13 protein-coding genes are annotated in these 13,540 nt (G+C 48.1%); 5 read left to right on the top strand and 8 right to left on the bottom strand.

Annotated elements, in window-relative coordinates:
- Nucleotide 1 precedes the first annotated feature (1 nt).
- Nucleotides 2-919, bottom strand: coding sequence for a glycine--tRNA ligase subunit alpha (gene glyQ, locus AACT23_RS03485; RefSeq protein WP_013855568.1), 918 nt, complete (start codon nt 917-919; stop codon nt 2-4).
- Nucleotides 920-1,333: 414 nt separating this feature from the next.
- On the opposite strand from glyQ, the gene AACT23_RS03480 reads away from it, so the two are divergent.
- On the top strand, nt 1,334-1,888 hold the full coding sequence (locus AACT23_RS03480; RefSeq protein ID WP_017046363.1) for a TMEM165/GDT1 family protein: 555 nt from the start codon (nt 1,334-1,336) through the stop codon (nt 1,886-1,888).
- Between the two features lie 155 nt (nt 1,889-2,043).
- Nucleotides 2,044-2,304: a hypothetical protein gene (locus AACT23_RS03475; RefSeq protein WP_010319938.1), complete on the top strand. Its 261-nt coding sequence runs from the start codon at nt 2,044-2,046 to the stop codon at nt 2,302-2,304.
- A 107-nt stretch (nt 2,305-2,411) separates the two neighbouring features.
- On the opposite strand, the gene tusA is transcribed toward AACT23_RS03475, so the two are convergent.
- On the bottom strand, nt 2,412-2,660 hold the full coding sequence (gene tusA / locus AACT23_RS03470) for a sulfurtransferase TusA (RefSeq protein WP_010319937.1): 249 nt from the start codon (nt 2,658-2,660) through the stop codon (nt 2,412-2,414).
- A gap of 133 nt (nt 2,661-2,793) precedes the next feature.
- On the opposite strand from tusA, the gene AACT23_RS03465 reads away from it, so the two are divergent.
- Both AACT23_RS03465 and AACT23_RS03460 read left to right on the top strand, forming a co-directional pair.
- Nucleotides 2,794-2,979: a hypothetical protein gene (locus tag AACT23_RS03465; protein ID WP_010319936.1), complete on the top strand. Its 186-nt coding sequence runs from the start codon at nt 2,794-2,796 to the stop codon at nt 2,977-2,979.
- Between the two features lie 156 nt (nt 2,980-3,135).
- Nucleotides 3,136-4,080 carry a LysR family transcriptional regulator gene (locus AACT23_RS03460; protein WP_094127387.1) on the top strand — a complete coding sequence of 315 codons (945 nt, stop codon included), beginning with the start codon at nt 3,136-3,138 and terminating at the stop codon, nt 4,078-4,080.
- A gap of 46 nt (nt 4,081-4,126) precedes the next feature.
- On the opposite strand, the gene acuI is transcribed toward AACT23_RS03460, so the two are convergent.
- The 6 genes from acuI to ilvG form a co-directional block, all read right to left on the bottom strand.
- On the bottom strand, nt 4,127-5,107 hold the full coding sequence (acuI, locus tag AACT23_RS03455; protein WP_094127385.1) for an acrylyl-CoA reductase (NADPH): 981 nt from the start codon (nt 5,105-5,107) through the stop codon (nt 4,127-4,129).
- Nucleotides 5,108-5,254: 147 nt separating this feature from the next.
- A complete protein-coding gene (ilvA, locus tag AACT23_RS03450) occupies nt 5,255-6,793 on the bottom strand; it encodes a threonine ammonia-lyase, biosynthetic (protein ID WP_094127383.1) in 1,539 nt (512 codons plus the stop codon).
- 3 nt (nt 6,794-6,796) lie between these two features.
- On the bottom strand, nt 6,797-8,638 hold the full coding sequence (gene ilvD / locus AACT23_RS03445; RefSeq protein WP_088731330.1) for a dihydroxy-acid dehydratase: 1,842 nt from the start codon (nt 8,636-8,638) through the stop codon (nt 6,797-6,799).
- Between the two features lie 16 nt (nt 8,639-8,654).
- On the bottom strand, nt 8,655-9,593 hold the full coding sequence (gene ilvE, locus AACT23_RS03440; RefSeq protein WP_010319931.1) for a branched-chain-amino-acid transaminase: 939 nt from the start codon (nt 9,591-9,593) through the stop codon (nt 8,655-8,657).
- Nucleotides 9,594-9,605: 12 nt separating this feature from the next.
- Complete coding sequence (gene ilvM, locus AACT23_RS03435; protein ID WP_010319930.1) at nt 9,606-9,890, bottom strand: acetolactate synthase 2 small subunit; 285 nt, start codon at nt 9,888-9,890, stop codon at nt 9,606-9,608.
- Nucleotides 9,890-11,536: an acetolactate synthase 2 catalytic subunit gene (gene ilvG, locus AACT23_RS03430; protein WP_094127381.1), complete on the bottom strand. Its 1,647-nt coding sequence runs from the start codon at nt 11,534-11,536 to the stop codon at nt 9,890-9,892. Before ilvG ends, ilvM begins: the two co-directional genes overlap by 1 nt.
- Before the next feature lie 477 nt (nt 11,537-12,013).
- On the opposite strand from ilvG, the gene AACT23_RS03425 reads away from it, so the two are divergent.
- Nucleotides 12,014-13,537 (top strand): YifB family Mg chelatase-like AAA ATPase, encoded by a 1,524-nt coding sequence (locus tag AACT23_RS03425; RefSeq protein ID WP_094127379.1) that lies wholly within the window; start codon nt 12,014-12,016, stop codon nt 13,535-13,537.
- The last annotated feature ends 3 nt before the right edge of the window (nt 13,538-13,540 follow it).

Here is a 13,540-nt window from a genome sequence, read left to right as displayed (position 1 = left end):
CTTATTTGTCCTCACCCTTTTTACACATAGGGAAGCCGAGTGCTTCACGAGATGCGTAGTACGCTTCTGCAACCGCTTTGGTCAGGTTACGGATGCGTAGGATGTAACGTTGACGTTCTGTCACCGAAATCGCTTTACGCGCGTCCAATAGGTTAAAGGCATGGCCCGCTTTCAAAATACGCTCATAGGCAGGAAGTGGCAGCGGTTTTTCTAGTTCAAGTAGATGCTTACACTCTTTTTCGCACTGGTCGAAGAAAGTGAAAAGAAAATCGACATCCGCGTGTTCGAAGTTGTAAGTGGATTGTTCGACTTCATTTTGATGGTAAATGTCACCATAGGTGACTTTACCTAATGGGCCATCTGTCCAGACTAAGTCATACACTGAATCCACGCCTTGAATATACATGGCGAGACGTTCAATACCGTAAGTGATTTCGCCGGTGACAGGCTTGCACTCAAGGCCACCGACTTGTTGGAAGTAAGTAAATTGAGTTACTTCCATGCCGTTTAGCCACACTTCCCAGCCAAGACCCCAAGCACCTAAGGTTGGGTTTTCCCAGTTATCTTCCACGAAACGAATATCGTGTACTAGTGGGTCAACACCGAGCACCTCTAAAGACCCCAGATACAACTCTTGAATGTTGTCTGGTGAAGGTTTGATGATGACTTGGAATTGGTAATAGTGTTGCAGGCGGTTTGGGTTTTCACCATAACGACCGTCCGTTGGGCGACGAGAGGGTTGAACATACGCCGTTGCAATGGGCTCTGGGCCTAAAGCTCGCAGGCATGTCATTGGGTGAGAGGTTCCTGCACCAACTTCCATGTCTAATGGTTGAACAATGGTACAGCCTTGTTGGGCCCAATAATCCTGCAGCGCGAGGATCATACCCTGAAAGGTTTTGATATCGTATTTTTGCATAGTCAGGTTCGCGCGATTCTTCTGTCTGAATGGATGAAAATAACGAACAAGTATACCCAGATATTCGCTCAGCGAGTAGGGGTAATCTTGCTTAATTAATGGTCGAAAATCCGTTTTGGTCGAATTTATCGCATAGATTGTGCCAAATTCCTGCACATGAACGATTTTGACTTATTTCTAACTTGAGATTTTCACTCGGCCTGATTAGAATTGCGCCGTCTTTGGGGAGTAGCTTACCAGTGAGATTTCTTATCTTAACGGTTCGTTCGTCAACATAATTGGTGCCAAATCACCGTGGCGTTCGAGGCTAAAGTCATTTTAGCTTAGCAAGACCTTAGACAAACATCACAAACCGGGGCGGGGAGTGGCGTTTGTCTATGGTTATTATAATTATCCCGCCCCATTGAGCCTGTCGTGAGCGTATTAGCTATTTCAATTACTACCGTCGCCTTAGCTGAAATTGGCGATAAAACCCAACTGCTTTCTCTGCTGCTAGCCAGTCGTTATCGTAAACCTTTGCCTATTATTGCCGCCATTTTTGTCGCAACGATGGTTAACCATGCACTCGCTGCTTGGCTGGGCGTGGTCGTTGCCGATTACCTGTCACCAGAAATCCTTAAATGGGTGTTGGTCGCCAGCTTCCTTGCCATGGCGGGTTGGGTATTAATTCCAGACAAACTCGACGGTGATGAAAAGATTACCAATCGAGGTCCTTTTGTCGCCAGTTTTATTGCTTTTTTTGTCGCTGAAATTGGCGATAAAACCCAAATAGCAACGTCTATTCTTGGTGCACAATATGCGGATGCTCTATTGTGGGTGGTGCTCGGAACGACAATTGGTATGTTGCTGGCTAACGTACCTGTGGTGCTGATTGGTAAATTATCCGCCGATAAAATGCCGCTAGGACTTATTCGTAAAATCACGGCGGTACTCTTTTTGATATTAGCGATCGGCGCGGCGATTTGGTAATTCCAATCGATTAGATGATTGGGCGAGTGAGCGTGACACAATTTATTACTCAACTTGTCGCCCAACGTCTACGGTTGCGTGATGAGTGACAAATTTATGCCATACTGGTCATGTTACTGTAGTGCTAGATGATGCAAGTCTAAGAGGGAATGCATATGCTGACACGTTATATGGGAATGACCGCCAAGAGCCAAAGTTACTTGTTTACGTTCGGTTTTGTGCTGACGTTGTTGGGTATGGCGTTGACGGAAATGTGGCTACCCATGGTGGCCGGCGCAATCATATTGTGTGGCTTAATGGTGGAATCTTGGATCCGAGTCGCGCACATTATCCCGATGCACGATGAAATTCGAACCCTGCAAAAGCAGATCACAAAACTGCAATCAGAGATCCGCACCATCGAGTTTAATGAGTAGTGTGCAGCGCAATGAATCAATGAATCAATGAATCAATGAATCAATAGCAAAAGGCGGCCTTTTTGAGGTCGCCTTTTCTTTTGCGTACGCATCACTTAGATCAAGGCTTAACTCAATCCTTTCTTAATCAAATAGAGATAGGGCAATGTGTCCACTTTCTCCGCAATTAACTGATGATCCATAAAGCGGCAAAAACTGGGAATGTCTCGAGTGGTTGACGGGTCATCGGCTTTCACTAGTAAAATTTCGCCATCTTGCATGGTTCGAATGGTTTTTCTGACCATCATTACAGGCTCGGGACAGCGCAATCCTTCGGCTTCGAGTGTTTGTGTGGCAAGTGCCGGATCAAATGTCATATTCAAACCTAATCGATGTTATCGCAAGGCGTAGATAATACTGGCGAGGAAAAAATATTCAATAACCACTTGGCAAAGTGATCTTTTTGTTTTAACTTACTTAACAAGTTGATAACAATTTAGTGAGGCACTTATGTTAACAGCGCTTGATAGGTTAACCATTTATTCGGTTCTCTGCTTTATCTCATTTTGTGCCTTAGTGATGCGAACGCCTGCAGAAACGTCATGGATGCCACTTTTTGGTGTCAGTGCGTCACTGGTTGGGATCTGGCTTGAGATGCATCTTTGGAAAGGCATCTCAGAAGAGCAGAATCACTAATCCATCACATATTGATCAACGCATTGCACTAATACGACACGTAACACATTCCGACACTATCCCCATTTTCTTGGGCTTCCCCGCTGAAAGGCGGGATTTTTTTTGCCTAACGCGTACACTGAGCCTATTTACCAATGACAAAAGTGGGGTTATTGCATGGAGTTGGAAGATATCTATCGTCGTGATCTGAATTTATTGATTGCACTGAGAGTGTTGATAGAAGAGAGCAGTGTCAGTAAAGCGGCCCAGCGTTTAAATCTTAGCCAGTCAGCCATGAGCCGTGTATTAGGTCGGTTACGTGATCTGCTCAATGATCCTCTTTTTACGCGCCAAGGTCAGCATCTCATTCCGACTGAAAAAGCGTTGGAGCTTAATCGTGCATTAGGCGAGCCATTGGAGTCTCTACGTCAAATCCTTTCACCTGTTGAATTTGACCCCCAGCAATGTGCACAAACCTTCACCATTGCCACGACAGATTACGCAATGCAGACCATCTTACCGTTTGCTTTACCAAGGATATATCAAGAGGCACCAAACGTGTCGTTTGAGTTTTTACCTTTGCAGCATGATAGGTTGGCCGATCAACTGACTTATGAAGGAGCTGATTTAGCGATTTGTCGCCCAACGTCGCCAGTAGCACCATTGATGAGTGAGGTGCTTGGGCGAGTCGGTGTGCTTTGTTTGCTCTCCCAACACCATCCGTTGGCGAATCGGCAGATCTCTTTAGCGGATTACCTGACATACCCTCATGCGATGATTGCGATCAGTGATGGTGTTAATGCCTTAATTGAACAAGCATTAAGTGGGCAGCCTAAACGGAAAATGGTGCTCAGAGCCTATCATTTAGAAGCTGCGCTAGCGATTGTTGATACCATGCCATTGATTATTACGGTGCCTGCGGATCTGGCCTATTTAGTGGCAGAGCGTTACGCATTGGTGGTGAAGCCGTTACCGTTTCAGTTTACGCCGTTTGACTACTCTATGATTTGGCACTCGCGATGTGAGCATTCTCCTGCCCAAGAATGGTTAAGGCAGATCGTCAAACAAGAGTGCAGCCGGTTGATTGCTAAGCGTATTGAAGAGATGCAGTTAGAGGGATAAAAATCATCAAGCTTTGAGTAAGACCAAAGCTTGATGAATGAATGTTTTAAAGCTTAATCACCACGCGACCAGTCACTTGACCATTGGTGATCGTTTCAGCGTACTGCGCTGTTTGTTCGAGGGTGATTTCCTCACACGCTTGCTCAAAGTAGCTTGCAGGTAGCAGTTTCGCTAAGCTTTCCCATGCTGCCATGCGTTTTTCTAGCGGGCAAGAGACGGAGTCGACACCTTGCAGGCGTACATTGCGCAAAATGAACGGCATGACGGTGGTGGGTAAATCAAAACCACCCGCTAAACCACACGCGGCAACTGTGCTGTTGTAGTCCATTTGGGCTAACACTTTGGCTAACATTTTGCTGCCTACTGTATCGACCGCGCCAGCCCAAATCTGTTTTTCCAGCGGACGAGCTGGCTCTTCAAATTCGCTGCGATCAATAATGCGGCTTGCTCCTAGTTTTTCTAGCAGTGGACCATTTTGTTCAACACGACCAGTTACCGCAGCAACTGTATAACCTAGCTTAGCTAATAGTGTTACAGCAACTGAACCCACGCCGCCACTGGCACCCGTCACCAATATATCACCCTTTTCCGGTTTAATACCCGCATCTAAAATGGCTTGCACGCAAAGCATGGCAGTAAAGCCAGCAGTGCCAATCATCATCGCTTTTTTGCTATCAAGACCGTGCGCGAGTGGTACTAACCAATCGGCTTTCAAGCGTGCTTTTTGCGCCATACCACCCCAATGGTTTTCACCCACTCCCCAACCGGTTAGTACAACTTTGTCACCGGTTTGGTAGCGAGTATCTTGGGATTCAAGTACGGTTCCCGCAAGATCAATGCCCGGTACCATAGGGAAATTGCGAATGATTTTGCCTTTACCTGTAATGGCTAAACCATCTTTGTAATTCAATGATGAGTAATCGACCGCGACTAAAACTTCACCTTGCGGTAATTGTGATTCGTCGATTTGTTCAATGGTGGCAACTGTGTTTTTTTCTTGTTGATTAAGGATTAACGCTTTAAACATTCGGATCTCCAGATTGGCACAGCAAGCATAAGATGTCGCTAAGTGTAGTACTGAATTAACTATGACTAAAATGAAACTTTAGCATTGGTTCTATGCGTATTATGCATCACTCATAAAAAATGCCAGTCGTGGGACTGGCATTGAGCTTTAGGATAAGAAGAACTGGTATGAAGGATTGTCCGTCTCATCTTTGCATTGGTAACCCAATTCTCTAAGGTGAGCGGAGAAGCGGTTTAAATCGCTCTCTTCGAGTTCAAAACCACACAATACGCGGCCATAATCGGCGCCATGATTGCGGTAATTAAACAAGCTAATGTTCCAGTGTGTGCCAAGCGTGCTGAGAAATTTCAGCAGAGCGCCCGGATATTCCGGAAATTCGAAGCTGTATAATCGCTCTTTTAGCGGCTTAGAGGGTTTGCCTCCAATCATATAACGGACATGCAGCTTGGCCATTTCATCATCCGATAGATCCACCACAGGGTAGCCACTTTGGCGTAAATCGTGAATGATGTTGTCGAGCTCTTCTTGCCCACTTAACAGGCGTACACCGACGAAAATGTTGGCCAGCTTGTCATCGTTATAGCGATAGTTGAACTCGGTGACCGCGCGACCGCCAATGATATTACAAAACTCAAAAAACGCGCCTTGACGTTCAGGTATGGTCACCGCCAAAAGCCCTTCACGTTTTTCGCCTAGCTCACATCGCTCCGACACGTAACGCAAGCCGTGGAAATTGGTGTTAGCCCCTGAAAGTACGGTGCCTAACTGTTTATCCACCAGCTTATGTTTTTCCGCGAATTTCTTCAGACCAGCCAGAGCAAGCGCTCCAGAAGGTTCGGCAATCGCACGCGTGTCTTCGAAGATATCTTTAACCGCCGAGCAGATTTCATCGCTTGATACCGTGATGTGGCCATCAATGTATTGCTGACACAAACGGAAGGTTTCATCACCAATACGTTTTACCGCGACACCGTCGGCAAACATGCTGACTTGGTCAAGCACCACGGGTTTACCTGCCTCGAGTGCTGCTTTTAAACAAGCAGAATCTTCAGGTTCAACCGCAATGACTTTGATTTCTGGCATCAGCTGTTTGATGAGCACCGCGACCCCAGCGGCTAAACCGCCACCGCCGACTGGTACAAAAATGTAATCAAGGTGGCCATTTTGTTGCAGCATTTCCATGCCAATAGTGCCTTGCCCTGCAATGACCAGTGGGTGATCGAACGGTGGGACAAACGTATAACCTTGCTCGTGAGCCAAGCGTTCCGCTTCGGCTTTGGCTTCATCAAAGTTGTTGCCATGCAAAATCACCAAACCGCCAAAACCGCGCACCGCTTCGACTTTGATATCAGGGGTAGTTTTAGGCATCACAATGGTGGTTTTAATGCCTAATTTTGTTCCCGATAGAGCCATTCCCTGCGCGTGGTTGCCTGCTGACGCAGCAATCACCCCTGCTTGTTTTTGCACCTCAGATAAACTCGACACCATATTATAAGCGCCGCGTAATTTAAAAGAGTGCACAGGCTGGCGATCTTCACGCTTGAGCTGAACGCGATTTTTGATGCGCGCCGATAAGCGGGGCATATCCTGCAGTGGCGTCACCGTTGCGACGTCATACACGGGGGCGCGCAGGATCTGGCGCAGATAATCTGCGCCAGTTTGAGTTGCGTTACCTGAGTCGCTCATCCGCTAGCCCTCGAGCTTAGATTTGTCTCGAACAGCCCCTTTATCAGCGCTGGTGGCCATACTTGCGTAGGCTTTCAATGCCAAAGAGACTTCACGCTGGCGATTGACAGGTTTCCAACCGAGCTGGTCTTGTTTTACGCGGCGCTCAGCCAGTTCAGCTTCTGAAACGTTGAGCGTAATGGAGCGGTTTGGAATATCGATGGCGATAATATCCCCAGAATTCACCAAACCTATCGTTCCGCCGTTCGCAGCTTCTGGAGAAACGTGACCAATTGATAAACCGGAAGTCCCCCCAGAGAAACGACCGTCAGTCAGTAGCGCGCACTCTTTGCCTAGCCCCATTGATTTGAGGTACGTGGTTGGGTAAAGCATTTCTTGCATACCCGGGCCGCCTTTCGGGCCTTCATAGCGGATGACGACAACATCACCAGCCTTCACTTTACCACCTAAAATACCTTCAACGGCACTTTCTTGGCTTTCAAAGACCACGGCTGGGCCTGCAAATTTCAGGCTACCTTCATCAACCCCTGCTGTCTTGACAATACAGCCGTCAACGGCAATGTTGCCTGATAGCACGGCTAGGCCACCATCTTGGCTAAAAGCATGCTCTTTGGTACGAATACAGCCTTCTTTGCGATCGTCATCGAGGCGATCCCAGCGACACTGTTGTGAGAAGGCTTTAGTGGTACGAATGCCCGCAGGACCGGCACGGAAAAAGGTTAAGACGTCTTCGTCGTCCGTTTGCATGATGTCGTATTGAGCCAACTGCTCTTTCATCGATAAACCCAACACGGTGCGAGTTTGATTGTTGATGAGACCGGCGCGATCCAATTCACCAAGAATCGCCATCACGCCACCCGCGCGGTGTACATCTTCCATGTGATATTTTTGAGTCGATGGCGCGACTTTACACAGATGAGGTACGCGGCGTGACATGCGGTCGATATCACCCATGTCAAAATCGATTTCACCTTCTTGAGCGCCTGCTAATAGGTGCAATACTGTGTTGGTTGAGCCGCCCATAGCAATATCGAGCGCCATCGCATTTTCGAACGCGGCTTTGTTGGCAATATTACGCGGTAAGGCGGATGCATCATCTTGCTCGTAATAACGCTTGGTTAATTCAACAATGCGTTTACCTGCGTTGATGAAGAGCGCCTCACGATCGGCATGCGTGGCCAACATCGAACCATTACCTGGTTGAGAAAGCCCCAACGCTTCGGTGAGACAGTTCATCGAGTTGGCGGTAAACATGCCAGAACAAGAACCACAGGTTGGGCAGGCCGAGCGTTCAATTTGTTCACTTTGTGCATCGGAGACTTTAGGGTCAGCGCCTTGGATCATCGCATCGACTAAATCGAGTTTGATGATTTGATCAGAAAGCTTGGTTTTACCCGCTTCCATTGGCCCGCCAGAAACAAAGATGACGGGAATATTAATGCGCAGTGCCGCCATCATCATCCCAGGGGTGATTTTGTCGCAGTTGGAAATGCAGACCATCGCATCAGCGCAGTGCGCATTAACCATGTACTCGACAGAGTCTGCGATCAACTCGCGTGAGGGCAGTGAGTACAGCATGCCTCCATGTCCCATGGCGATACCATCATCTACCGCGATGGTATTAAATTCTTTGGCGATGCCGCCGGCTTTTTCGATTTCACCCGCAACCAATTGCCCCATATCTTTGAGGTGCACGTGGCCCGGTACGAATTGAGTGAACGAGTTAACCACCGCAATAATCGGCTTACCGAAATCTTCATCTTTGACGCCAGTGGCGCGCCATAATGCGCGCGCTCCAGCCATATTACGTCCGTGTGTCGTCGTTGCGGATCTATACTTTGGCATTGTCTATCGTCCTCTATTACTTCGGTTGTGGGTACACGTAATCCAACCAGCCCCACTTGTCTTCAGTGGTGCCGTTAAATAGGCCAAAGTAAGCTTCTTGCATCACTTTCGTGATTGGCCCACGTTTGCCCTCTCCAACCGTAATTTGGTCTACGCTCCGTACAGGGACGATTTCGGCGGCGGTGCCAGTCATAAAAATTTCGTCAGCAAGATAGAGAGCTTCACGCGCAATGTTCACTTCACGCACTTCGTAACCCATTTCTTTAGCCAGCGTCATGATCGAATCACGCGTGATACCCGGCAAGATGGAGCTGGTGGTTGGTGGCGTGAGCAGCACACCGTTTTTGATGACGAAAATGTTTTCGCCTGCACCTTCAGATAAATAACCATCCACGCTTAAGGCGATACCTTCGGCATAGCCATGACGACGAGCTTCACCACCGACAAGCAGAGACGATAAATAGTTACCACCCGCTTTGGCTGCGGTTGGTATGGTGTTTGGCGCAGCGCGATGCCAGCTAGAAACCATCGCATCCACACCATTTTCTAGCGCTTCATCACCTAAGTAAGCACCCCAAGGGAAGGCGGCAATGATTAACTCCATTTCAGTATTCACTGGTGGGCAAACGCCAAGGCCAACGTTGCCAACAAAGCCAAGTGGGCGAATGTAGGCTGAATCCAGTTTATTGACGCGCAATGTTTCACGTGTCGCTTCCATGATCTCTTCTATCGTATAGGGGATAGGGAAACGGTAAATTTTTGCTGAATCTTTTAGGCGTTGAGCGTGCTCTTTATGACGGAAGACGATTGGACCTTTAGGAGTGTTATAACAACGCACACCTTCAAACACCGAAGTGCCGTAGTGCATCGCGTGTGTCAGTACATGAACGTTTGCATTTGCCCACGGAACCATTTCACCGTTGAACCAAATGTAATCTGCAGTTTTTGTTGCCATTTATTGCCTTCCTTATGCACAAATCTTTTGTTGTAAATTGTTATTCGGTAGTTCGTTATTTTTTATTGGGGTGACATCGACACTGCGAATATCCCATAATTTTTCAATTTGATTGATCAGTGTGCTGATGGGGCGATCACTATCAACAATGATTTCAACACTGGCGACTTTGCTGGCGTGGTTTTGCGTTGCGGCCACTTGTTTTATCACAAATCCACGATGGCGAATCACGCGCAGAACACGCTCTAATAGCACCGGTTTATCATCGGCTTTGATGTCTAATAGGTATCTATCCATTAGGTGTTCTCCAACATATCACTATTTGAGGCGCCCGGTGGTACAAGCGGCCATACGTTTTCTTCTTCATCAATCAAAACGTGAAGCAGATAAGCTGTTTTGCTGGCCAGCATTTCTTTAAGTGCTGGTTCAACTTCTTCTTTTTTGGTGATGGTTTTGCCAGGAATATCGAACGCCTTAGCTAGCATCACGAAATCTGGGTTGTCATCCAAAATCGTTTCACTATGGCGGCCATCAAAGAACAGCGATTGCCATTGGCGCACCATACCCAAACGATGGTTGTTCAGTAGTACCATCTTGACCGGGATTTGGCGGCGCTTGAGCGTACCAAGTTCTTGAACATTCATCATGAACGAGCCATCCCCGGAAATGAGAATGGATTGATCATCTGGGCGAGCAACGGCAGCACCCATTGAGGCGGGCAACCCAAAGCCCATAGTTCCAAGGCCAGCTGAGGTGATGAAGTTCTGTGGAGCACGCGGCTGAATGTGCTGCGCGGCCCACATTTGATGTTGGCCAACGTCGGTTGAGACGATGGCTGAATCGGGCATCATGTCGGACAGTTGTTTGAGTAACAATGGTGCAAAAATGAGATCGCCCGGGTGGTCATAGCGCCACTTAAAGCCACTGCGCAAACTTTCACTGTGGTGAACCCACGGTGCGATATCGCGCGTCAGTTCCAGTTGTGGAAGAATGAGATTGATGTCACCACGTAGTGACGCATTGGCGATACGGAGTTTATTAAACTCGGCCGCATCGATATCGATATGAATCACTTTGGCGTGTGGTGCAAAAGTATCCAGTTTTCCCGTTACTCGGTCATCAAAGCGCGCTCCAACCACAATCAGCAAATCACACTCTTGAACGACCAAGTTTGCCGCCTTAGTCCCGTGCATACCAAGCATGCCAAGGTAATGCGGATCATGACGCTCAATCGTGCCCAAGCCTTTTAAAGTGCTTACTGATGGCATCGGATTGAGGCGTAAAAACTCGCGTACGGAATCGGTCGCTTTGGCCAGTTGAACGCCACCGCCAACATACAATACAGGACGAAAGCTTTGTGAAAGCAGTTGTTGCGCTGCGTGAAGCTGCTCTTGGCTGGCAACTGGCATGGCTGGCGCAGTGAACGCAGGTAGCTCAGTCACGGGGGTTTTTGCCAGTTGTACATCTTTAGCGATATCCACAATCACCGGGCCGGGGCGACCCGCTTTCGCTACCTCAAAGGCTTCGGCAAGGGTGGGTGCGAGATCGTGGATATCGGTAACGAGGTAGCTGTGTTTGGTGCAAGAGAGTGACATACCAATCACGTCCATCTCTTGAAAAGCATCGGTACCAATGTGCGAGCTTGCGACTTGGCCGGTGATGGCGACGAGGGGGATTGAGTCAAGAAATGCATCGGCAAGACCGGTGACCAAATTGGTCGCTCCGGGTCCTGAGGTGGCCATGCACACCGCGACATCTTGTGTCGAGCGCGCCATGCCAATCGCCGCCATGGCTGCACCTTGTTCGTGGCGACAGAGGATGTGTTCTACACCGCCATCGTATAATGCATCATAGATTGGCATAATAGCGCCGCCGGGATAACCAAAAACGGTTTTGATTCCCTGCTGCTTTAATGCGGCTACAACCAGTTGTGCTCCTGTCATCGTAACCCTCCCAAACTGTGTATGGCACAGTAAACCATGTTGTGTTTGCACTTCATGTGCGCTCCCATTCTTCCTGTCATATCGGGTTGGATAATCGCCAACCAGTATGAACTTTTTAGTTTAATAGTTGTAAAAAAACCCCCGGACTTTTCAGTGCGGGGGTCTTTTGAATCTGGTGGTTATTTTGCGCCCACTAGCCCCCGCGCGGAATCAATAATGACCACGATAATCAGGCTTAGCAGTAGGTTAATGTGAGCGTTCAAATTCATCACTTAATTCTTAAAATAGTTGGCGTAATATCTTACGAAATTGTTTGCGTCTCTAGTGGTAACACACAATTCCGTTAAATGACAAGCAAAAACTCATTCTTTTTTCACATTCTTTCAGCATCACAACAAGCTATATAACAATCTCTCGTGTGCAAATAAGGGCGCAGAAACAGAACGAACACTTTTTAAACAACCACAAAGGAATGAAATGGGACTCGCAATTATTCACAGCCGAGCCAGTGTTGGCGTGCAAGCACCGACAGTGACAGTTGAAGTACATATTAGCAATGGTATGCCCGGTTTTACGTTGGTCGGCTTGCCTGAAACGACGGTCAAAGAGTCTCGTGATCGCGTGCGCAGCGCTATCATTAATTCCCGCTTTGAGTTTCCCGCCAAGCGTATTACGGTCAATCTAGCCCCTGCGGATCTCCCCAAAGAGGGTGGTCGATTTGATTTACCGATCGCGTTGGGTATTTTGGCGGCCTCACAGCAGATAGCGCTAACGAAGTTAGATGGGTATGAGTTTATTGGTGAATTAGCCTTATCTGGTGAGTTGCGTCCTGTTAAAGGTGTATTACCCGCCGCTTTAGCTGCGAATCGAGCCAAGCGCTGTTTGGTGGTGCCTCATGGTAATGGTGATCAAGCCGCGTTAGTGGCAAAGGATCAGCATAAATCGGCGCAAACGCTGCTTGAGGTGTGTGCTGATTTGTGTGGCCAGCAAACCCTCTCTCTTTTTCAAACCGAACCTAAACCGTGCCAAGCGAAAAATACTCGCGATCTGCAAGATATCATTGGTCAACAGCAAGGAAAGCGAGCGTTAGAAATCGCAGCCGCGGGCAACCATAATCTGCTTTTTCTCGGTCCACCCGGAACGGGTAAAACCATGCTTGCCTCTCGGTTGTGTGATTTATTACCAGAAATGAATGAGGATGAAGCGATGGAAACCGCTTCGGTTGCTTCTCTGACTCCACAAGACATTAACCAGCACAACTGGAAGCAAAGGCCATTTCGCTCGCCTCATCATTCCAGTTCAATGGCGGCGCTGGTCGGTGGCGGTTCTATTCCGAGGCCGGGGGAAATTTCTTTGGCACACAATGGGTTATTGTTTCTTGATGAAATGCCGGAATTTGAACGAAAAGTGCTCGACTCATTGCGTGAGCCATTAGAGTCAGGTGAAATTATTATTTCAAGAGCGCAAGGCAAAACGCGTTTTCCAGCTCGCTTTCAATTAGTGGGAGCGTTGAACCCCAGCCCAACCGGCTATTACGAAGGCACGCAAGCCAGAGCCAATCCGCAGAGTATTTTGCGCTATTTGGGACGCTTATCGGGGCCATTGCTTGATCGCTTTGACATGTCGATAGAAATCCCCTCGCTTCCCAAAGGAATGCTGGCAAATGGCGGCGAAAGAGGTGAAGCAACGGCTGTGGTTAAAGAAAGAGTGCTGATTGCTCGTGAACGGATGGTGATTCGTAATGGTAAGGTTAATGCTTTGTTGGGGAGCCGAGAAATTGAACAGTATTGCCCTTTAACTAAAGCTGACGCCGAATTTTTGGAAAATGCACTGCACCGCCTAGGGCTCTCCATCCGCGCGTATCATCGCATTATCAAAGTGGCGCGTACGATTGCTGATTTAGAAGGGGCCGAGCAGATTGCTAAGCCCCATCTAGCGGAAGCACTCGGCTATCGAGCGATGGACCGCTTGTTGAAACAACTGACCGCACAAGCGGTGTAATGA

It is taken from the genome of Vibrio sp. V09_P4A23P171, assembly GCF_963875615.1.
Lineage (GTDB): Bacteria > Pseudomonadota > Gammaproteobacteria > Enterobacterales > Vibrionaceae > Vibrio > Vibrio anguillarum.
This window is presented reverse-complemented; position numbering and strand designations above follow the sequence as displayed.

Coding starts and splice junctions, on each gene's coding strand:
- glyQ (WP_013855568.1), bottom strand. CDS start 919: ATGCAAAAATACGATATCAAAACCTTTCAGGGTATGATCCTCGCGCTG.
- AACT23_RS03475 (WP_010319938.1), top strand. CDS start 2,044: ATGCTGACACGTTATATGGGAATGACCGCCAAGAGCCAAAGTTACTTG.
- tusA (WP_010319937.1), bottom strand. CDS start 2,660: ATGACATTTGATCCGGCACTTGCCACACAAACACTCGAAGCCGAAGGA.
- AACT23_RS03465 (WP_010319936.1), top strand. CDS start 2,794: ATGTTAACAGCGCTTGATAGGTTAACCATTTATTCGGTTCTCTGCTTT.
- AACT23_RS03460 (WP_094127387.1), top strand. CDS start 3,136: ATGGAGTTGGAAGATATCTATCGTCGTGATCTGAATTTATTGATTGCA.
- acuI (WP_094127385.1), bottom strand. CDS start 5,107: ATGTTTAAAGCGTTAATCCTTAATCAACAAGAAAAAAACACAGTTGCC.
- ilvA (WP_094127383.1), bottom strand. CDS start 6,793: ATGAGCGACTCAGGTAACGCAACTCAAACTGGCGCAGATTATCTGCGC.
- ilvD (WP_088731330.1), bottom strand. CDS start 8,638: ATGCCAAAGTATAGATCCGCAACGACGACACACGGACGTAATATGGCT.
- ilvE (WP_010319931.1), bottom strand. CDS start 9,593: ATGGCAACAAAAACTGCAGATTACATTTGGTTCAACGGTGAAATGGTT.
- ilvM (WP_010319930.1), bottom strand. CDS start 9,890: ATGGATAGATACCTATTAGACATCAAAGCCGATGATAAACCGGTGCTA.
- ilvG (WP_094127381.1), bottom strand. CDS start 11,536: ATGACAGGAGCACAACTGGTTGTAGCCGCATTAAAGCAGCAGGGAATC.
- AACT23_RS03425 (WP_094127379.1), top strand. CDS start 12,014: ATGGGACTCGCAATTATTCACAGCCGAGCCAGTGTTGGCGTGCAAGCA.